Here is an 18,413-nt window from a genome sequence, read left to right as displayed (position 1 = left end):
TCATGAATATTCTAGTTGCTGAACGAAGTGACTTCCAAAGGAACGGATTAAAGTGGATGCTGGATAGCTCAGGCTACAAAATCAATCAGTACATAGAAGTTCAAACATCAGAAGATTTTTTTATACATGTGAATCAAGGCCAGCATCATTTAATAATTATTGATGTAGATATGCTGCAAGCTGATGAGTGGGAGTCCTTTAATTGGATTACAAAACAGGCTACTGTTGTGGGAGTCTCTGAGAAAAAAGACTTTGACTTGGCTGTCCGCTGTTTAGAGCTGGGCTTTTTTCGCCTCTATATCAAGCCTTTAGCAATTCAAGCCATTATGGATGTAGTAAGAGATGTGAGTCTTTCTGGAGCACGTGAATTAAAAAACACCGATTCCAATCAAGAATTAAATTTTATTAAAGAACAATGGGTAAGTAGCTTAATATTTGGTCAAGTTACACATTTAAAAGAAATCTGGGATCAAGCAACGATATTAGGATTTCCCAAGCTCCCAAGTGTCGTAATCATTTGTAAGGTTAGCCAATTAAATGAGCTGGTTAAAAATAAAAGTGACCTTTGGAAAAAGCAATTATTGTTAACTGTGTATGAAAAGGTAGAAGAATTCTCCAAAAGCCAATCATTAATTTCCTTGAATAATTATGATGAATTTGTCCTGTTGTATATCCCGAAAAAAGGAGAACAGAAACAGAATATAATTGATAATGTGAAACAACTGAGCTATCAGCTTTTTAATTTGGTTCAAAAAGAAACAGGTTACAATCTTTTTATAGCTATTGGAAATGAATATAAAGATCCTATGCTTTTATACCATTCATATAATGAGGCAAAAAAATTAGAGGATTTACAGTTTTACTTTTCCGGAGGGAAAATTATTTTCTATGGCGATTATCCCCAGTTATACAATTCAAACATTATTGAAGAAATTGAGATTCCATCTGTAGAGGATGGATTAACAAAAGAGAAACTCCCATTTATTTTTTCAGAGCTTGAAAACAACTTGAATTTAATGAAACAAACTGGTGTTTCTCCGATTTATTTTAAGGTAACGCTATTATATATATTGTCGCAATTATCTAATCATTTTATAAAGAATGAAAAAGACCATTTCAAATTCTTTTTTAAACAAAGTGAAAGTATTATCAACAGTGAAACAATTGAACAGATTATGCCGGAAGTAAAAAAATACTTAACCGAGCTAACGGAAATTAATGCTTTTTCCCTTCAGCATATTGTAATTGAAAAGGCCTTGGATTTTATCCACTCAAATTATACAAGCAGTATAACTCTTGAGGACGTTTCTAATTACGTAAAGAGAAGTCCATACTATTTTAGTCATCTGTTTAAAAAAGTCATGAACCTGACATTTGTTGAATATCTAACAAATCTAAGGATAAAGAAAGCAAAAGAATTATTGATGGAAGGAGATTATACCATATCAGAAATTGCTTTATTAGTAGGTTACCATGACCCCAATTATTTTAGCAGGGTATTCAAAGCATTCAGCGGTGATTCTCCAAAGCAGTGGAAAACGCAAAAATACTTAGAAACCACAAAAAAGTAAAGTTAATAAAAAAATAAGAATAAGTCACAACAAAAAATTGCGAATATTCAAAATAAAATCTAGTGATACTTACTGTTGTAATGTTTATGATTTACATATGAACTAAGTTATTAGGAGGAAAAAATAATGTCTAAAACATTAAATAGAATTATTAAGGCACCTCATGGTACAAAACTTAATACAAAGGGGTGGGTTCAGGAAGCGGCTCTTCGTATGCTAATGAATAACCTTGATCCAGAGGTGGCCGAACATCCGGATAAACTTGTCGTTTATGGTGGAATTGGTAAAGCTGCACGTAACTGGGAGTCCTTTGATAAAATTGTGGAAACATTGAAAAATTTAGAAGAAGATGAAACCCTATTAATCCAATCTGGGAAACCGGTTGCAGTATTTCGGACACATAAGGATGCACCACGTGTTTTATTAGCGAATTCAAACCTTGTACCTGCTTGGGCAAATTGGGACACATTTCACGAACTGGATAAAAAGGGCTTAATGATGTATGGACAAATGACTGCAGGAAGCTGGATTTACATCGGCAGTCAGGGAATTGTTCAAGGTACATATGAGACATTTGCCGAGTGTGCAAGGCAGCATTTCGGGGGTTCATTAAAAGGGACCATTACTGTCACTGCTGGTTTAGGCGGTATGGGCGGTGCACAGACATTGGCAGTAACCATGAATGAGGGAGTAGTAATCGGGATCGACGTAGATCGCTCAAGAATCGAGAAGCGGATCGAGACTCGCTATTGTGATATTTTAGTAGAAACACTTGAGGAAGCTATTGAGTTAGCTGCAAACGCAAAACATGAAGGACGGGCACTTTCAATTGGTTTATTAGGCAATGCAGCTCAAGTACTTCCGGAAATGATAAATAGAAACTTTATTCCTGACATTATCACAGACCAGACATCAGCACACGATCCGTTAAACGGATATCTCCCAGAAGGACTTACTTTAGAAGAAGGGGCAGAATTGCGAAATTCCAAACCTGAGGAGTATGTGCGCCTGTCAAAAAGAAGTATGGCTGCCCACGTAAAAGCTATGCTCATGATGCAGGAAAAAGGTGCTATAGCGTTTGATTACGGTAACAATATACGCCAGGTTGCTTACGATGAAGGGGTAACCGATGCATTTAATTTCCCAGGTTTCGTTCCAGCCTACATAAGGCCGCAATTTTGTGAAGGAAAAGGGCCTTTCCGTTGGGTGGCATTATCTGGTGACCCTGAAGATATAAGAAAAACGGACGAAGTAATATTAAGGGAATTTTCATATAATGAACATCTTTGCAAGTGGATAAAAATGGCCCAAGACCAAATAGCTTTCCAAGGTCTTCCTTCCAGAATTTGCTGGCTGGGCTATGGAGAAAGAGCCCGCTTTGGAAAAATAATAAACGATATGGTAGCCTCGGGTGAACTTTCAGCTCCTATTGTTATTGGCCGTGATCATTTAGATGCGGGATCAGTTGCTTCGCCAAACCGAGAAACGGAAGCAATGAAGGACGGCAGCGATGCAATTGCTGACTGGCCAATTTTGAATGCATTAGTAAATACAGCAGCAGGTGCAAGCTGGGTTTCACTGCATCATGGAGGGGGAGTAGGTATGGGTTATTCCCTGCACGCAGGTATGGTTGTTGTTGCTGATGGCTCAGAGGATGCGGCAAAGCGTTTAGAAAGAGTGTTAACAACAGACCCTGGAATGGGTGTAGTAAGACATGCTGATGCGGGCTATGACCTGGCAATCGAAACTGCCAATCAAAAGGGTATTCGTATTCCGATGCTAAAGGAATAGGAGGGGCTTGGATATGACTCGAATCCAATATATTAAAAACGCAGCGCAAGCGATTACAGTAGAAGGCCATAGCCATCGTCCAAAGCGAAGAGAAGAATTAGGCGAACTTTCCATTATCAGTAATGCGGGTATTATAACTGATGGGGATCGAATTGTTTTTGTGGGATCGGATGTAGAAGCTCAAAATTTTGTAGACGATATGAAGGCAGACGTCAATATCATTGATGCCACCAATAAGATTGTCACACCCGGATTGGTCGATCCGCATACACACATTGTGTTTGGAGGGAGCCGGGAACAAGAATTAGAGATGAGATTACAAGGTGCTTCTTATATTGACATTTTAAAACAAGGTGGAGGCATATTATATTCGACAACTCAAACAAGAAAAGCGACTGAAGAAGCGCTTATTAACGAAACATCAAAACGGCTTGATCGCTTTTTAATGCATGGAGTTACAACAATTGAGGCTAAAAGCGGTTATGGATTAACAGTTGAAGATGAGTTAAAACAGCTCCGGGTAGCGAAGAAATTAAACGAAACACATCCCATCGATCTTGTATCTACATTTATGGGTGCTCATGCAATCCCCGGAGAATATAAAGAAAGTCCCGATCGTTATGTTGAAATAGTTATAGAAAGCATGTTACCTAAGGTAGTTGAAGAAAATTTAGCTGAATTCTGCGATGTGTTCTGCGAAGAAGGGGTCTTTACAATAGAACAATCTGAACGAATTTTAAACGCTGGCAAGAAGCTGGGGTTAATCCCAAAGATACATGCCGACGAAATTGTTCAATTTGGCGGTGCTGAATTGTCGGCTAAGATTGGGGCGATTTCAGCAGATCATTTGCTAAGAGCATCCGATGAAGGGATCAAACAAATGGCTGAGGCTGGCGTTGTCGCTGTTCTTCTTCCAGGTACAGCATTTTTCCTGATGGCAGAACCTGCAAATGCAAGAAAAATGATAGAGGAAGGAATCCCTGTTGCCCTTTCAACAGATCGTAATCCAGGCTCATCACCAACTGAGTCTTTACAGCTCATTATGAATTTAGCATGTTTAACAATGAAGATGACACCCGCAGAAGTGATTTCTGCAACTACAATTAATGCTGCCCATGCGATTAATCGCGCTGATCAAATTGGCAGTCTTGAGGTTGGCAAGAAAGCCGATATAGTAATATTTGACGCTCCTAATTTTCAATTTTTACAATATAACTATGGAGTAAATCTGGTAGAAACGGTAATGAAGGATGGGAAGTTAGTTTTACAAGGGGGATCGCTTGTTGGATAATTCACTTACCTATATTGAGCCGCCTCAATTAATAACTAAAACGAAGTCTGTTGACAGCATGGATATGAAGATGACACAAATAATTAAAAGCTATAACCCAGGCGTGTCATTTGATGTAGGCTTAATCGGCGCACCTCTCTCCAGATCGTCCATCAGTGTATCAGGAGCTAGTGAAACTCCGAATGCTATCCGTTCCGTGTGGAAGAATTTCACTACTTACAATATAGATTATGATATTAACATAGAAGACGTTAATATTGCAGATATCGGTGACATTAGAATGCATGTTACTAATATAACTGAGTGCCACGACAATATTGAAAATGGTATCTATGAAGTATTAAAATCTAATGAAAGTTTTCTTCCGGTAATTATGGGGGGGGATCACTCGATTACCTGCCCATCTTTTAAAGCTTTTAAAAAATACCACTATGATAAAAAAATTGGGATTATCCAGTTTGATACCCACTTTGATTTAAGAAATCTTGAAGATGGTGGCCCAAGTAATGGAACACCTATAAGAGGGTTATTAGAGTCAGGTCAATTAGAAGGTCAGCACGTTGTGAATATTGGGTTGCATGGGTACTTTAATTCTTATGCATATAAAGAATACGCAGATGAGCAGCAAATCAAATTCTATACGATGCGTGAAGTAAGAATGAAAGGAATTGAAAAAACGGTTAAAGAAGCTCTTGCTTATTTATCAGATAAAGTGGATCTAATCTATTTAACTGTAGATGTAGATGTTCTCGATATTAGTTCAGCACCTGGCGTCCCTGCTTCCACTCCAGGAGGAATGCAAACATGGGAATTGTTGGAGGCAATCTATTTAATAGGTCAGGAACATAATGTTTGTGCGATGGATATTGTTGAGCTAGACCCAAATCGTGACTTTTCCAACAATATAACTGCAAAAACTGGAGCGTATGCGATTCTAAATTTCTTATGCGGATTTAAAAAACGGTGAAACTTTATACTAAGAGTAAGGCTCGATGTTGGTTTACAATATCGAGCCTTTAGTAATAAGAGATTACTTTTATTAATTTAATGAGGAACAGAAGGGATATGTTGAAGGGTATTCTATTGATTTTACTTTTGCAATTAGTTTATGTGCCTATATTTACACTCCGAACGATATTTTTAGTAAAAGGTTTAAGTACTATTGCTTCAACACTCGCTGTTTTGGAAGGACTAATATATGTATTTGGTTTATCTATCGTTTTATCAGGTGAAAAATCAACAATATCTATGGTTGTTTATGCATTAGGGTTTGGACTGGGTATATTAATTGGTGCATATGTTGAAAAGAAATTAGCAATTGGGTATACTGCTTTAATCGTTAACTTAATAGGGAAAAATCAAGAGTTAATAGTAAGGTTAAGGAACGAGGGTTTTGGTGTTACAGGATTTGAAGGAGAGGGCAGGGATGGGAGGCGTTACCAGTTGGAGGTTCTGACTAAGAGATGTCGAGAAGATGAACTCATTCATATTATTGAATTTTATGAGCCTGCTGCATTTATTATATCCTATGAACCAAGAAGGTTTAAAGGCGGTTTTATATTAAACGGAATTAAAAGACGAAATAATTAGTATGACTTGACGCAAAGAGTAAGTAGCCAGTGAAAATTTAGAGGGGATTTAGCTGGAATATTTTTTGAAAATAGGTTATATCCCTTTTTAAATTTGATCAGATAACAGAAGAACTTCATTCATATAACTAACCATTTCCGAATAATGATAAAAAGAAGGCTTGACCACACATTTTAAAATTAAAAAAGACAGGTAGGGTCACATGTGGAAATTCTGGAGGAAAAATGGACTGGTTATTGCTGGAGGTACAATTCAGGGATTTGGTATGGGTGTGTTTTTATTTCCACATGCCATACCCTCAGGGGGGGCAGGGGGACTGTCCGTTCTGATAAATTATTGGTTTAACATTCCAATTGGTTTTGCCCTTTGGATTGTTAATTTTTCCATGTTGCTTTTGGCCATGAAGTATTTGGGGAATCGAAGCACGTTATGGACAATGGTTTCGATTACTGTAACCTCATTAGCCATATATGCGTTTCAGCTTACGGTACATGTCCCGGCAAGGAATGTGTGGATTGATTTGGCTATTGGGTCCATTTTTCTTGGAACTGGAGTCGGGATATTGCTTAGGGAGGGCGTCTCCAACGGCGGGGTAGGAGTGATCGCCTTAATTATTTCTAACTCAAGAAATATCCTGCCGGGAAAACCGCTTTTTCTGATCAATGGCTGCATCTTTATTCTTACTGCGTCTGTAATAAAGTGGGAAATTATTATCCAGGCTCTCTTAAGCCAGTGGATTTCAACAATAATGGTTGATTTGATATGCAAAATAAATTTTTATCAAACCTACACCCTAGGCTGGCGAAAAAAATAAAAAATCGTTAGACGTATCTATACCGGACCGGTGTATTTTTATTAGGGGTTCCGTCTTTTCCCTTTACATGGATCATGGTTAAAGCAAGAAGCCCAACCAATAATGTTAAAATGGCCAGAGAAATAAACATCCCTGTCCGCGACCATTCAATCAGGCGAGTAAAAATGGGAGGGCCTATTGCAACTCCCAAAAACCTGACTGAACTATACAAAGAAGTAACGAACCCTCTTATTTCCTTTTGCACTGAACCAGTAATAAGTGTGTTTATGCAAGGCAATATCAAGCCGGTTCCAAAACTGCTGATGACCAGGATAAATAAAAAGGGAACTAATTTCTCCACGAAAACCAAGATGGTGTACGAAACAGTCATTGCCAAAAAACCCATAATGATTAGTTTTTTCATTAATTCCAGGTTTTTTCCAATTTTACTTCCTGTAATATAGGATGTTGCACACATTACAAGCAATGGGATAGCCAGAATAAGGCCTTTTTTTACACCATTGATGCCATATTGCTGTTCTAAAAGATCGGACAAATAAAACAGAATGCCGAAAAGAGTAAATAAACAAGTAGCTCCTGCTATGTAGGTAGCCAGCAGCCAGCCTCCGTCTTTTGCAAATTCATGTTTAATGTTCAAAACATATTTTTTAAACGGAGGGGGGGCCTGCCTATGCTTCTTTTCCTTAATAAATAACCAGGTTAACAAAATTGAAATGAGACAGAAAACGGGAAATGCATAAAAAGGAGCATACCACGCAATGATTCCGAACAGTGAGCCAAGTATCGGTGACAGCACTTTTCCAAATCCATTTGAGGCCTCTACAATTCCCAGGACACGGCTCTGTTCTCCTCCTTTAAAAAGATCACCTGCGAGTGCCATAGCTATCGGAGCAGTTCCGGCTGCGCCTATCCCTTGAAGAATTCTTCCAATCAGTATTAACGGATATGAATTAGAGAAGGCCGTTGCAGCAAAACCTGCCAGAAGGCCGCCTATGCCGTATAATATTAATGCAGGAATAATAATAATTTTTCTTGAATAGCGGTCAGAAAGGTATCCTAATATTGGAATGAAGATGGCTGCTCCAACTGAAAACACAGTGATCGTCAGACTTACCTGCATTGCTGTAAGGTTTAATGAACTTTGCATTGCCGGCAAAATAGGAATTAACATCGAATTCCCTAAAGTCATAATCAGCGGGATCGAACCGATAGCTGCAATGGACATGCCGTTATTTTTTGACGATGACACAGATGGTTCACATCCTTGTTAACAAAATTTAGTTTCTTGCCATTAACGGCGGTGGTACAAGCCAGCCTTTTTCTTTGTTAATTGTTAATAATTTCGCTGCATATTCTGATTTCTGCGAATGAAACTCCCCAAACATTTGGGCAATATCCTCTCTGATGGACAATCCCATAATTGTGCTGCAAACCACCATTCCAGCAGCGATATCCTTTGATACTAAAGCAGCAATTTCAGGATCGTTGAAGCGAGCACCGGCAGGGATATCCTGTACTTCAACATTGGGACGATTGGGAGGTGCCGGAGGAAGGCGAATGCCGCATTCTTTTAAAATTGCCTCAACTTGCTGTTCCTCTTGTTTAATGCAATTATCCTTCAAATCCTCCAGAAGAATCTTCAGGTCATTATCTCCAGTGTGATTTGCAAAAATCTCCAGTGTAACTAACATTCCTTTTGTACCGTGCAAATGTGTCCACAGGTGAAACACTTCACCAGCATGCAGAGGTTCCTCTTTTGGATTACCGCTTAATATGCCCATCTTAAAACCCTCCTTTTCAGTCTCTTCTTATTTTTGCATTCTAGGAAAAATTTATGTACAAGTTTTAATTAAGCCGGGACAGGAACCTAGAATTTTTTTAAACATAACCTAAAAAGAGAAATAGATATATGAGAAGGGTTGGAGATGAATGAGAGGAAAAAAGGGCAATTCTCTGCTTATGTATTTACTCTGTTTATTACTGGCAGCCGGCCTTATGCTTACAGGCTGTGCAAATAAAAGCGAAAAAACCGGGACCAGCACTAAAACAAATACTGAAAAACCAACAGCAAAACCTAAAGATGAGGTTGTTAAGATCGGGTACCAGAAAAACGGGCCGCTGGTCATTCTAAAAAGCCTCGGAACACTTGAGAAAAGGCTGGAGCCTGAGGGGTATAAGGTGGAGTGGAAGGAATTCACTTCAGGTCCTGCCCTTATGGAAGCCTTAAATGGCGGCAGTATTAACTTCGGCAGAAGCGGAGATTCGCCTCCAATTTTTGCGCAGGCAGCTGACACCCCTTTTGTTTATGTGGCAGCAGGAAAATCAAAATTTAAGGGAAGCGGGATTTTAGTGCATAAAGATTCCCCAATCAAGTCCCTTGCTGATTTAAAAGGAAAGAAGATAGGTTTTGCAAAGGGTTCCAGCTCTCACTATCTATTGGTAAAGGCACTTAAAAAAGCAGGAGTATCCTATGAAGATATTCAGCCTTCCTTCCTTCAGCCAGGGGATGCCCGGGTTGCTTTTGAACAGGGAAATATCGATGCATGGGCCATATGGGATCCGTTTACTGCAGATACTGAAATCCATTCAAATGCCCGTATGTTAGTGAATGGAGAAGGATTAACTACTGACCGGGATTTCTTTTTGGCAAATACTGAGTTCGCAAAGAATAACAGCGATGTAATAGATATCATTATAGAAGAAATTCAGAAATCCGCCGATTGGGCGAATTCTAACCATGATGAATTGGTAGCAATGCTCTCTCCAATCCTGAAAATTGATGAGAAATCATTACTAATGTCAGCACAGCGGCGCGTTTACGGTGTAGACCAGCTGAATAAACAGATTATCAGTGAACAACAGGAGATAGCAGACACGTATGTTGAACTGAAAATTATTCCGAAAGAGATTAATGTAAACGACGCTGTAGATCATGAAAGGATGGCAAAAGAATAAATAGAGGGGAAGCTGACTCATGAAACCAAGCATAAATGGAGCCGCGAAACTATTTATTCCCTGGGCAGTACCGGTCCTTCTCCTGCTTTGCTGGCAGATATTTGCTTCATTGGGTGTCATCCCGCCCAGAATTCTTCCAGCACCTTTGGATGTTTTGAAGGCCGCGGTGGAATTAACGAAAACGGGAGAGCTGATAGACCATTTATCGATCAGCCTAGGCAGGGCATTAACAGGATTTTTGATTGGCGGTACAATTGGGTTTCTGCTAGGACTCTTTAATGGGATATCCAGGGTTTCCGAGCTGTTTTTGGATACATCTATTCAGATGCTCAGAAATATACCGCACCTGGCGTTAATCCCGCTGGTTATTCTATGGTTCGGAATTGATGAAACTTCGAAAATCTTTATTGTAGCACTTGGTGTATTATTCCCAGTTTATATTAATACCTACCATGGGATAAAATCTGTGGATAAAAACCTGATTGAAATGGGGCAGGCATACGGGCTTAAGGGAAGCACTTTATTCTGGACAATCATCTTTCCAGGAGCCCTATCTTCCATACTGGTGGGAATCCGTTTCTCACTTGGAGTAATGTGGATGACACTCATTGTAGCAGAAACGATTTCAGCACATTCCGGGATCGGTTACATGGCGATGAATGCACGCGAATTCATGCAAATGGATGTGATTGTATTAAGCATTGTCTTATACGCAATGTTTGGAAAATTTTCAGATGTAATAGCTAGATTGGTAGAAGGAAAATGGCTTCAATGGAATTCGTAAGAACCAAATGGAGAGGAGGAAAGGCAGTTGTTATCTCATATACCTGACTCCCATATTGTATTGGAAACTATTCAAAAATCTTATAATAATCGCCCGGTTCTAAATGGGATCAACCTTAGTATTAAGTTTGGCGAATTTGTTGCTGTCGTTGGTAAGAGCGGCTGCGGGAAAAGTACACTTCTTCGGTTGGTAGCCGGTCTGGAGAAATATGATGGGGGAACAATCACTGTTGCCGGGGCGGGATTAAACCGCCTCAACCGACAGGCCCGGATCATGTTTCAGGATGGCAGGCTCCTTCCGTGGAAACGGGTCATAGATAATGTAGGCCTAGGGCTTCATGGAGATTGGAAAGACGAAGCATTCCAGGCCCTGCGCAATGTTGGACTGGAAGAGCGGGGCCAGGATTGGCCCGGGAAGCTTTCTGGAGGACAAAAACAGCGGGTAGCATTGGCCCGTGCATTGGTTCATAAGCCTGATATCCTGTTGCTTGATGAACCGCTGGGTGCCCTTGATGCCTTAACCCGAATCGAAATGCAGGATCTGATTGAGACAATTTGGAAAGAAAAAAAATTCACCTCTATACTGGTTACACATGATGTTGAGGAAGCAGTTGCAATCGCGGACAGGGTCATTCTTATTGAAGATGGGAAAATAGTGTTAAATAAACAGATCAATCTGCCGAGGCCAAGGCAGCGTTCTAATTCTGTTTTTGCAAATCATGTTGAAGAGATTTTAGACCGGATCATGCTGCGCGGGAAAGAGAAGGAATTGCTCGTGGTCAACCGCCAGCCTGAAACATTTCCCTTAGTAAGGAAGTCTATAAAGACGGTTTCAGAGAGCAATTTCAAAGAAGAAGCTGTTCGAAATCGCCTTGAGGATCACCAGAATCGCAAGGACCTATAGATTTTATTGAAGGGCACCTCTGCCTGTTATTATTATAAGCTGTATTTTTCAGCAACTGTTTTTTTATGTCTATTAGAGCCATATACGGCTCTTTTTTAGTGGGCTGATAAATTACTTAGCCAAACCTTTCAAAAATGTAATGTTCTGTAAGCATTATTCGATATAACCATTGGCCGGTTGTGATATATAATCTTCTCATAAAGTATAGAGGAGGACTGAATAATGAATTTTACTGATAGTAATGTAGCTATGTTTCGTTTTATCAATGACTTAAGTAAACAGCATGAATATTTAAATCCTATCTTTGAGTTTTTGGCGGAATATATGGTGTATTTTTTAGGTGTAGCTTTGCTTCTATCCTGGTTTACCGGGACAAATAAGAACAGGATAATGGTAATGAATGCTGCTTTTGCCCTTGTAATCGCTGAGATCGGCGGGAAGATTGCAGGGATGTTTTATTCCAATTACCAGCCATTTGCAGAGCTTAAGAACGTCAATTTATTAATTGAAAAAGGTGTTAATAATTCTTTTCCAAGCGACCATACAATCATCTTTTTTTCTATTTGTTTTTCTTTTTGGCTGATGCGAAAAAAAGAAGGGTCATTGCTGCTTATCCTTGCAGTTTTGGTGGCTCTTTCGCGGATCTGGGTTGGAGTTCACTATCCGGCTGACGTTGCTGCCGGAGCTTTGCTTGGTATTCTTTCCGCGCTGCTTGCTTACAGGGTTGTCCCTAGATTTAGTTTTATCAAGCGCCTTACTATGGCTGCTACTGAAAAGGATAGATCTAAAACCTTTTAATGACTGAGGGAAGAAGGATGTCAAATGAGTGAGATTATCAAAACGACCAATCTGACAAAGCGTTATGGAACCCAAATTTCAGTTGATCATCTTAATTTCTCGGTCAACGAAGGGGAGATCTATGGATTTCTTGGAAGAAACGGGGCAGGTAAAACATAATCAGAATCGCAGGAGACATTGCGAACAATACCATGCTGCCAACTTATCCCGCAGAAATTTCTTACCTTGTGATAACTGCTGTGGCGGTGGCAGGGTTTATGGCAACATTGATTTATTTTAAGAGGGCAGATATTTACTAGGTTTTTCTTGAACTCAGAATATCCCTCAGAAATCAGCTATTTGAATTCCTTAGAAACGGGGCGCGATTCAGTGGAGATGTAATTATTTTAGTGAAAACGGGGTGCAATTCCGTGAGCTGTGACTGACGGAGAGAAAATGTAAACAAGCAGGCCCGCACCAGGGACCTGCTTAAATTCTTTTTAAGGGTTGGTTGACCAGAGTCCAGCCGTTTTTACGAAGACCCGCGGATTAAGTTTTAGCTGAGCGACCATAAATTCTGCCAGATCTTCAGGCTGCATGACTTTTTCTGGATTTCCGTCCGTTAAATTAGTTTCGATTGCAAGATCGGTAGCCACAGTACTTGGCGTTAGTGCACTTACCCTAATATTATGCTTGCGGACCTCAAGCATTAGCGATTCGGTTAAGCCCAGTACGGCAAATTTTGAAGCGCTGTATGCGCTGGTAACAGGAGCGCCTTTTTGGCCGGCGGAAGAGGATATATTAATGATATCGCCTGATTTTTTTTCAATCATCCCCGGTAAAACAGCGCGCGTTACATTATATACGCCCATTAAGTTGACGCGGATGATATTTTCCCATTCTTCCGGAGAGAGTTCAAGAAACCCGCCGAATTTGGCGATTCCGGCATTGTTGATTAAGATATCGATAGCACCTAAGTCTGAATTGATGTGTTCAATTGCATGGGTAACTGAATCAAGATCGGCTACGTCTGCGGAGGCCGCTGAAATTTCAATATTATATTCCGCTAATTCGGAAGCTACCTTCTCGAGGTTAGACATGTTACGCCCTACCAGTCCAATGTTGACGCCTTCCTTAGCCAGAGCAATTGCTGTCGCACGCCCGATTCCTCTGCCAGCCCCTGTTATCAAAGCAGTTTTTCCTGATAAATTACTCATTTATCCCGGCTCCTTTCAAATAAAAAACCTAACAAAGACCGCAACGTAACAAAAAATATGCGGTCTTTGCCTTTTAAGTCTATTCCAAATTTGCATGCCTGCCAAACATTGTGTCTGAATTTAATTCTTTTTTCTCCATAAATCTCAGGATTACAGCATCGAAGAAAAGCAATAAAGTTTGTTCAAAAAGGGATGCCATGGGCTGGATGGTACTGTAACCACCTTGATTTTTATCTTTAGGTGAGCTTGGCAATTTAATTGCAATATCCGCTAATTTTCCGATAGTGGATTCAGGAAAAATTGTTGCAATAGCGATCGTTCCGCCGATGTTTTTAGCTTTTTCAGCCATCGAGACCAACCTTTTTGTTTCACCTGAACCGGAACCGATGATGAGGATATCCTCTTTTCAAAGTTAGGAGTAACGGTCTTCTCCAATGACAAATGCATCTTATCCCATATGCATCAGACGCATGGCAAACGATTTTGCCATAAATCCGGAACGTCCCGCCCCCGCAGTAAAAATCTATTTGGATTCCAGTATTCCATTTACCAATTTCTCAGCACCTTCATCCGGAATTAAGCGAACTGTATTGTTTAGCTCCTCAAGAATTATATCAAGGTATTGCGTGGTATTCATTGGATAGCCTGTTGTAGCATTTTTTGCATTTCGGCTGCAGCTGCCTTTTTATCGTTCTGGCTTGTAATCCCGCCTCCAACAATAACCAGGTCGGGCTGGGCTTGGATGACTTCCTGCAATGTATCCAGTTTAATCCCGCCAGCAATTGCAGTCTTGGCATTTTTTACGACACTTTTGATTTTAGCAAGGTCTTCAAATGAATTTTGCCCGACTGCCTGCAGGTCATAGCCTGTGTGTACACAAATATAGTCTACACCAAACTCATCAAGCTCTTTCGCACGGCCTTCAATATCCTTTACTGCGATCATGTCGACAAGGATTTTCTTGCCCTGTTTTTTTGCTTCCTCAACGGCCCCCTTAATTGACATGTCCTCAGCAGCGCCGAGAATTGTGATAATATCAGCTCCGGCTTCGGAGGCCTTCATGACTTCATAGCCCGCAGCGTCCATGATCTTCAAATCTGCCAGAACCTTTAGGTTTGGGAATTCTGCTTTTATTTCCTTAACGGCTCTAAGGCCTTCATTTATAACAACCGGTGTGCCGATTTCAACGATATCAATATGATCTTCGACTTCCTTCACCAATTTTATTGCTTCCGGAATATTTACAAGATCCAATGCCAGTTGAAGTTCCATAAATTGTCCACTCCTCTAAAGTTTATTGGGGGGCAAGCAAGATGATATCTGAATCCCGCACCATCATAGTATTTACTTCTATGATTATTTTTCTTCACCTGTTATTTATTAAGCTAATGTTTCCAATCACAGGTTACTGCCCAAGTATACGAGGTATATTTATCATATGGAAGTACGCACTTTTTTCTTACATAGTGTTAAAAAGTATACTATCAGTTATAATAGGCAATAGAGGTGAATGATATGTCACGAATACAGGAGAAGACGTTTAACTGTGAAAAAGAATTAACCCTTTCTGTTATTGGAGGAAAATGGAAGATGCTCATTTTGTGGCATTTGGGGAAAGAGGGAACCAAGAGATTTGGTGAGCTGAAGGGGCTTATGCCGGGAATTACCCAGCGAATGCTTGTAAACCAGCTTCGTGAGCTGGAGGAAGACCTTATAGTCCATCGTGAAGTATATCCTGTTGTTCCGCCAAAAGTTGAGTATTCCCTTACAGAACAAGGACAAAGCCTGATGCCTATCCTTGATTCCATGTATAAGTGGGGTAAAAATTACATGGAAAATGTTTTGGATAGTACTGAAAAAGAAAAGAAATTTGTAAAGTAAAATCTTAACTTACACTGTTTGATGAAGTTAAATCTATTACACCGCCGGTAAAACAATGCCAGCGGTTTTTTTATTATTCCAGAATCGAATCCGCATTTTGATTCAAATTATATAGAGCATACCTGTGTCTGTCCTGATTAATGCGCTTTATTGGATTAATTTGTATAAGCAAAAATGTTGCAAGTAATAATCGAGTTATAATAATGTGATGCTATTATCTGAAATTTCAATAAATCAGTTCAATGATGTTCCATGCCATTAATTTTATATAAAAACAGCAATATAAAAGCTAGAAGGAGGTATAACAATGGAATATAGCTTGTATCCGTTAGGTGATAATGCGGTTATTATCGAACTCGGAAAAGAAATTGATATGAAAACACAACAGCGGATTCAAGTAATTGCATCCTGTTTAGATGAAAATCCATTTCCATGGATCATTGAATACATACCTGCCTTTACGACCATTACCATTCTTTATAATCCGGTTCATCCTTCCTTATCCGGAGATAATTTTTCTCTTCCCTTTGAAAAGGTCTGTTATCATCTTGAAAGACTTTTGCCAACAATATCCCTTGGTAAATCTTCCGAATCGCGAGTAGTGGATATCCCTGTTTGTTACGGCGGGGAATATGGTCCTGATCTGGAGTATGTGGCCGAAATTAATAAGTTAACGACAGATGAGGTCATTCAGATACATTCAGCCGGCGATTATATAGTCTATATGATTGGCTTTGCTCCGGGGTTTCCATATGTCGGAGGCATGTCCGAAAAGATAGCAGCACCGAGAAGAGAATCTCCTCGATTAAAAATCCCGGCCCGGACTGTTGGTATTGCGGGAATGCAGACAGGAGTCTATCCAATAGAAACTCCAGGAGGGTGGCAGCTGATCGGGCAAACACCTATTGAACTGTTCCGACCGGACGAAAATCCGCCAAGCCTGCTACGAGCAGGGGATAAAATCCGATTTACACCAATAAGCCAAAAGGAATACTTAAAATGGGAGAAGGACGAGAGATGCTGACAATCATCAAGCCTGGCCTCCTTACGACTATCCAAGACTTAGGCAGGTATGGGTTTCAAAAATATGGTGTTATTGCGAGCGGTGCTATGGACCGGTTTGCCCATCGAGTGGCTAACATCCTGGTTGGGAATGAAGAAAATGCACCAACTATGGAGATAACTTTGCTTGGTCCGCAAATAGAGTTTAATGAAAATGTCTTAATCTCCATTTGCGGCGGTGATCTGGCCCCGATGATTAATGGCCTGCCCGTCAGGCCGTGGCGTTCCGTTTTTATAAAAAAAGGCAGCAGGCTTACATTTGGCTCACCCCGTTCGGGCTGCCGGGCTTATATTGCTGTGGCCGGAGGTTTTTCAGTACCAAAAGTGATGAATAGCAGTTCAACATACTTAAGGGCAGAAATCGGCGGTATTTTTGGCCGTGCATTAAAAGAGGGCGATCAACTAAGGTTTGGAGTTCCTGGAATACTCTCAAAAAAAATGGGGGAATCAATGACAGCCAGTATGGTTGAACGGCCTTTCACAGAAATGGATTGGTCAGTTGCTGCCGATATTATGCCATACTCGGTAACTGAACCCTCCGTCCGCATAACAAGAGGACGCCAATTTCACTTGTTTACGAATGACAGCCTGGAAAGCCTGTTTGCTGAACGATTCCAGGTGACGCCGCAATCCGATCGAATGGGCTACCGGCTAAAAGGGCCATCACTTCAATTGGAAAATGCAGAGGAGATGCTTTCGGAGGCAGTAACGTTTGGGACGATTCAGGTTCCCTCTGAAGGAAATCCAATTGTCCTGATGGCAGACCGCCAAACTACAGGCGGTTACCCAAAAATCGGCCAGGTTGCGTCTGTTGATTTGCCTTTGGTTGCCCAGATGAAACCAGGGGAGTTTATTAGGTTTACAGAAGTCTCTACTCAAGAAGCACAACGCCTGCTCTTTGAAAAGGAGAAAAGGATTCAGCATCTGAAAAATGGAGTATCACTAAAATTTAAATAAGGGTGAAAAATATGCATATGATAGACATCAACTGTGATATGGGTGAAAGCTTTGGGGCCTATAGAATGGGCAGGGATGAAGAAATTCTTGATTTCATCACGTCGGCTAATATTGCATGCGGATTTCATGCAGGAGACCCTTCTACAATGCGGAAAACCGTCCAAATGGCACTGGAGAAAAATGTCGGCATTGGTGTGCATCCTGGACTCCAGGATTTAGCTGGATTTGGAAGAAGGGACATACAAATTTCCCCTCAGGAGGCTTATGATCTCGTGCTTTATCAAATAGGGGCCCTTTATGGATTTGTCAAGGCTGAAGGAGGAAGGCTGCAGCATGTTAAGCCTCATGGAGCCCTTTATAATATGGCCGCCAGAAGCCCTAAATTATCAGAAGCAATAGCAGAAGCCATTTACAAGGTTGATCCCCAATTAATTTTGGTTGGTCTAGCGGAAAGCGAATTGGTAAAAGCCGGAGAGAAAGCTGGTTTGCTATCAGCAAGTGAAGTATTCTCTGACCGGACCTATCAGGAGGACGGTTCACTGACCCCCAGGCTGGAAAGCAATGCTCTGATTAAGGATCATGATGCTGCGATTGGCCAGGTTATTAAAATAGTTAAAGAAGGAAAGGTTCGCTCGCTGCAGGGTACAGATATACAGATTAAAGCCGACACGGTTTGCATTCATGGAGATGGAGAAAGTGCCTTGGAGTTTGCCAGGTATATTTCTAATGCCTTACGAAACGTAGGTATCAAAATAGAAAAAATAAGGGACATTATTAATAAATAATACATCGAGGTAATTACATGGAAAAAAACTCACGA

18 protein-coding genes and 2 pseudogenes are annotated in these 18,413 nt (G+C 40.4%); 15 read left to right on the top strand and 5 right to left on the bottom strand.

Annotated elements, in window-relative coordinates; genetic code table 11:
• The first annotated feature begins 2 nt into the window (after window positions 1-2).
• From CVD28_RS26120 to CVD28_RS26095, 6 genes are all read left to right on the top strand, one after another.
• On the top strand, window positions 3-1,571 hold the full coding sequence (locus tag CVD28_RS26120) for a response regulator transcription factor (RefSeq protein ID WP_101597590.1): 1,569 nt from the start codon (window positions 3-5) through the stop codon (window positions 1,569-1,571).
• Window positions 1,572-1,697: 126 nt separating this feature from the next.
• Complete coding sequence (gene hutU / locus CVD28_RS26115) at window positions 1,698-3,362, top strand: urocanate hydratase (RefSeq protein ID WP_101597589.1); 1,665 nt, start codon at window positions 1,698-1,700, stop codon at window positions 3,360-3,362.
• Window positions 3,363-3,375: 13 nt separating this feature from the next.
• Window positions 3,376-4,653: an imidazolonepropionase gene (gene hutI / locus CVD28_RS26110; protein WP_101597588.1), complete on the top strand. Its 1,278-nt coding sequence runs from the start codon at window positions 3,376-3,378 to the stop codon at window positions 4,651-4,653.
• Window positions 4,646-5,620, top strand: a complete 975-nt coding sequence (gene hutG / locus CVD28_RS26105) for a formimidoylglutamase (protein WP_101597587.1) — start codon at window positions 4,646-4,648, stop codon at window positions 5,618-5,620. The genes hutI and hutG overlap by 8 nt, the downstream gene beginning before the upstream one ends.
• A gap of 101 nt (window positions 5,621-5,721) precedes the next feature.
• Complete coding sequence (locus CVD28_RS26100) at window positions 5,722-6,243, top strand: DUF2179 domain-containing protein (protein WP_101597629.1); 522 nt, start codon at window positions 5,722-5,724, stop codon at window positions 6,241-6,243.
• 202 nt (window positions 6,244-6,445) lie between these two features.
• Window positions 6,446-7,057, top strand: a complete 612-nt coding sequence (locus CVD28_RS26095) for a YitT family protein (protein WP_101597586.1) — start codon at window positions 6,446-6,448, stop codon at window positions 7,055-7,057.
• Window positions 7,058-7,064: 7 nt separating this feature from the next.
• Here the strand turns inward: CVD28_RS26095 and CVD28_RS26090 are convergent, their stop codons facing one another.
• Entirely contained in the window at window positions 7,065-8,282 is a 1,218-nt protein-coding gene (locus CVD28_RS26090; RefSeq protein ID WP_101597628.1) for an MFS transporter, read from the bottom strand.
• 52 nt (window positions 8,283-8,334) lie between these two features.
• Window positions 8,335-8,838: a DUF3231 family protein gene (locus CVD28_RS26085; protein ID WP_101597585.1), complete on the bottom strand. Its 504-nt coding sequence runs from the start codon at window positions 8,836-8,838 to the stop codon at window positions 8,335-8,337.
• 148 nt (window positions 8,839-8,986) lie between these two features.
• Between CVD28_RS26085 and CVD28_RS26080 the strand changes: the two genes are divergently transcribed.
• The 5 genes and pseudogenes from CVD28_RS26080 to CVD28_RS26060 form a co-directional block, all read left to right on the top strand.
• Window positions 8,987-10,012, top strand: coding sequence for a sulfonate ABC transporter substrate-binding protein (locus tag CVD28_RS26080; protein WP_257985988.1), 1,026 nt, complete (start codon window positions 8,987-8,989; stop codon window positions 10,010-10,012).
• Window positions 10,013-10,031: 19 nt separating this feature from the next.
• On the top strand, window positions 10,032-10,796 hold the full coding sequence (locus tag CVD28_RS26075; RefSeq protein WP_101597584.1) for an ABC transporter permease subunit: 765 nt from the start codon (window positions 10,032-10,034) through the stop codon (window positions 10,794-10,796).
• A gap of 27 nt (window positions 10,797-10,823) precedes the next feature.
• Window positions 10,824-11,699: an ATP-binding cassette domain-containing protein gene (locus tag CVD28_RS26070; RefSeq protein ID WP_257985987.1), complete on the top strand. Its 876-nt coding sequence runs from the start codon at window positions 10,824-10,826 to the stop codon at window positions 11,697-11,699.
• A gap of 222 nt (window positions 11,700-11,921) precedes the next feature.
• Window positions 11,922-12,497, top strand: a complete 576-nt coding sequence (locus tag CVD28_RS26065) for an undecaprenyl-diphosphatase (RefSeq protein ID WP_101597583.1) — start codon at window positions 11,922-11,924, stop codon at window positions 12,495-12,497.
• Window positions 12,498-12,521: 24 nt separating this feature from the next.
• A pseudogene (locus CVD28_RS26060) lies at window positions 12,522-12,653 on the top strand (ATP-binding cassette domain-containing protein); the annotation flags it as partial.
• A gap of 323 nt (window positions 12,654-12,976) precedes the next feature.
• Here CVD28_RS26060 and CVD28_RS26050 read toward each other — a convergent pair.
• From CVD28_RS26050 to hxlA, 3 genes and pseudogenes are all read right to left on the bottom strand, one after another.
• Complete coding sequence (locus tag CVD28_RS26050) at window positions 12,977-13,693, bottom strand: 3-ketoacyl-ACP reductase (protein ID WP_101597582.1); 717 nt, start codon at window positions 13,691-13,693, stop codon at window positions 12,977-12,979.
• A gap of 79 nt (window positions 13,694-13,772) precedes the next feature.
• Window positions 13,773-14,330, bottom strand: a pseudogene (gene hxlB, locus CVD28_RS26045) (6-phospho-3-hexuloisomerase).
• Complete coding sequence (gene hxlA / locus CVD28_RS26040; protein WP_101597581.1) at window positions 14,327-14,965, bottom strand: 3-hexulose-6-phosphate synthase; 639 nt, start codon at window positions 14,963-14,965, stop codon at window positions 14,327-14,329. The pseudogene hxlB and the gene hxlA overlap by 4 nt, the downstream one beginning before the upstream one ends.
• Window positions 14,966-15,208: 243 nt before the next feature.
• Between hxlA and CVD28_RS26030 the strand changes: the two genes are divergently transcribed.
• The 4 genes from CVD28_RS26030 (at window position 15,209) to CVD28_RS26015 (ending at window position 18,378) form a co-directional block, all read left to right on the top strand.
• Window positions 15,209-15,574 carry a winged helix-turn-helix transcriptional regulator gene (locus CVD28_RS26030; RefSeq protein ID WP_101597579.1) on the top strand — a complete coding sequence of 122 codons (366 nt, stop codon included), beginning with the start codon at window positions 15,209-15,211 and terminating at the stop codon, window positions 15,572-15,574.
• A gap of 307 nt (window positions 15,575-15,881) precedes the next feature.
• Window positions 15,882-16,598, top strand: coding sequence for a 5-oxoprolinase subunit PxpB (gene pxpB, locus CVD28_RS26025; protein ID WP_101597578.1), 717 nt, complete (start codon window positions 15,882-15,884; stop codon window positions 16,596-16,598).
• Window positions 16,592-17,593, top strand: coding sequence for a biotin-dependent carboxyltransferase family protein (locus tag CVD28_RS26020; RefSeq protein WP_101597577.1), 1,002 nt, complete (start codon window positions 16,592-16,594; stop codon window positions 17,591-17,593). The genes pxpB and CVD28_RS26020 overlap by 7 nt, the downstream gene beginning before the upstream one ends.
• Window positions 17,594-17,604: 11 nt before the next feature.
• Entirely contained in the window at window positions 17,605-18,378 is a 774-nt protein-coding gene (locus tag CVD28_RS26015) for a LamB/YcsF family protein (RefSeq protein ID WP_101597576.1), read from the top strand.
• The last annotated feature ends 35 nt before the right edge of the window (window positions 18,379-18,413 follow it).

Origin of the sequence: Bacillus sp. M6-12 (genome assembly GCF_002860285.1) — a bacterium.
Taxonomy (GTDB): domain Bacteria; phylum Bacillota; class Bacilli; order Bacillales; family DSM-1321; genus Peribacillus.
Note: the sequence above shows the minus strand (reverse complement) of the source record. Positions and strands in the feature narration are given on the sequence as shown.

Bases quoted from the DNA above. Each gene is read 5' to 3' on its own strand.
- hutU (WP_101597589.1), top strand. From the start codon at position 1,698: ATGTCTAAAACATTAAATAGAATTATTAAGGCACCTCATGGTACAAAA.
- CVD28_RS26090 (WP_101597628.1), bottom strand. From the start codon at position 8,282: ATGTCCATTGCAGCTATCGGTTCGATCCCGCTGATTATGACTTTAGGG.
- CVD28_RS26050 (WP_101597582.1), bottom strand. From the start codon at position 13,693: ATGAGTAATTTATCAGGAAAAACTGCTTTGATAACAGGGGCTGGCAGA.
- CVD28_RS26020 (WP_101597577.1), top strand. From the start codon at position 16,592: ATGCTGACAATCATCAAGCCTGGCCTCCTTACGACTATCCAAGACTTA.
- CVD28_RS26075 (WP_101597584.1), top strand. From the start codon at position 10,032: ATGAAACCAAGCATAAATGGAGCCGCGAAACTATTTATTCCCTGGGCA.
- CVD28_RS26085 (WP_101597585.1), bottom strand. From the start codon at position 8,838: ATGGGCATATTAAGCGGTAATCCAAAAGAGGAACCTCTGCATGCTGGT.
- hxlA (WP_101597581.1), bottom strand. From the start codon at position 14,965: ATGGAACTTCAACTGGCATTGGATCTTGTAAATATTCCGGAAGCAATA.
- CVD28_RS26065 (WP_101597583.1), top strand. From the start codon at position 11,922: ATGAATTTTACTGATAGTAATGTAGCTATGTTTCGTTTTATCAATGAC.
- CVD28_RS26030 (WP_101597579.1), top strand. From the start codon at position 15,209: ATGTCACGAATACAGGAGAAGACGTTTAACTGTGAAAAAGAATTAACC.
- CVD28_RS26015 (WP_101597576.1), top strand. From the start codon at position 17,605: ATGCATATGATAGACATCAACTGTGATATGGGTGAAAGCTTTGGGGCC.
- hutI (WP_101597588.1), top strand. From the start codon at position 3,376: ATGACTCGAATCCAATATATTAAAAACGCAGCGCAAGCGATTACAGTA.
- CVD28_RS26080 (WP_257985988.1), top strand. From the start codon at position 8,987: ATGAGAGGAAAAAAGGGCAATTCTCTGCTTATGTATTTACTCTGTTTA.
- CVD28_RS26095 (WP_101597586.1), top strand. From the start codon at position 6,446: ATGTGGAAATTCTGGAGGAAAAATGGACTGGTTATTGCTGGAGGTACA.
- CVD28_RS26120 (WP_101597590.1), top strand. From the start codon at position 3: ATGAATATTCTAGTTGCTGAACGAAGTGACTTCCAAAGGAACGGATTA.
- pxpB (WP_101597578.1), top strand. From the start codon at position 15,882: ATGGAATATAGCTTGTATCCGTTAGGTGATAATGCGGTTATTATCGAA.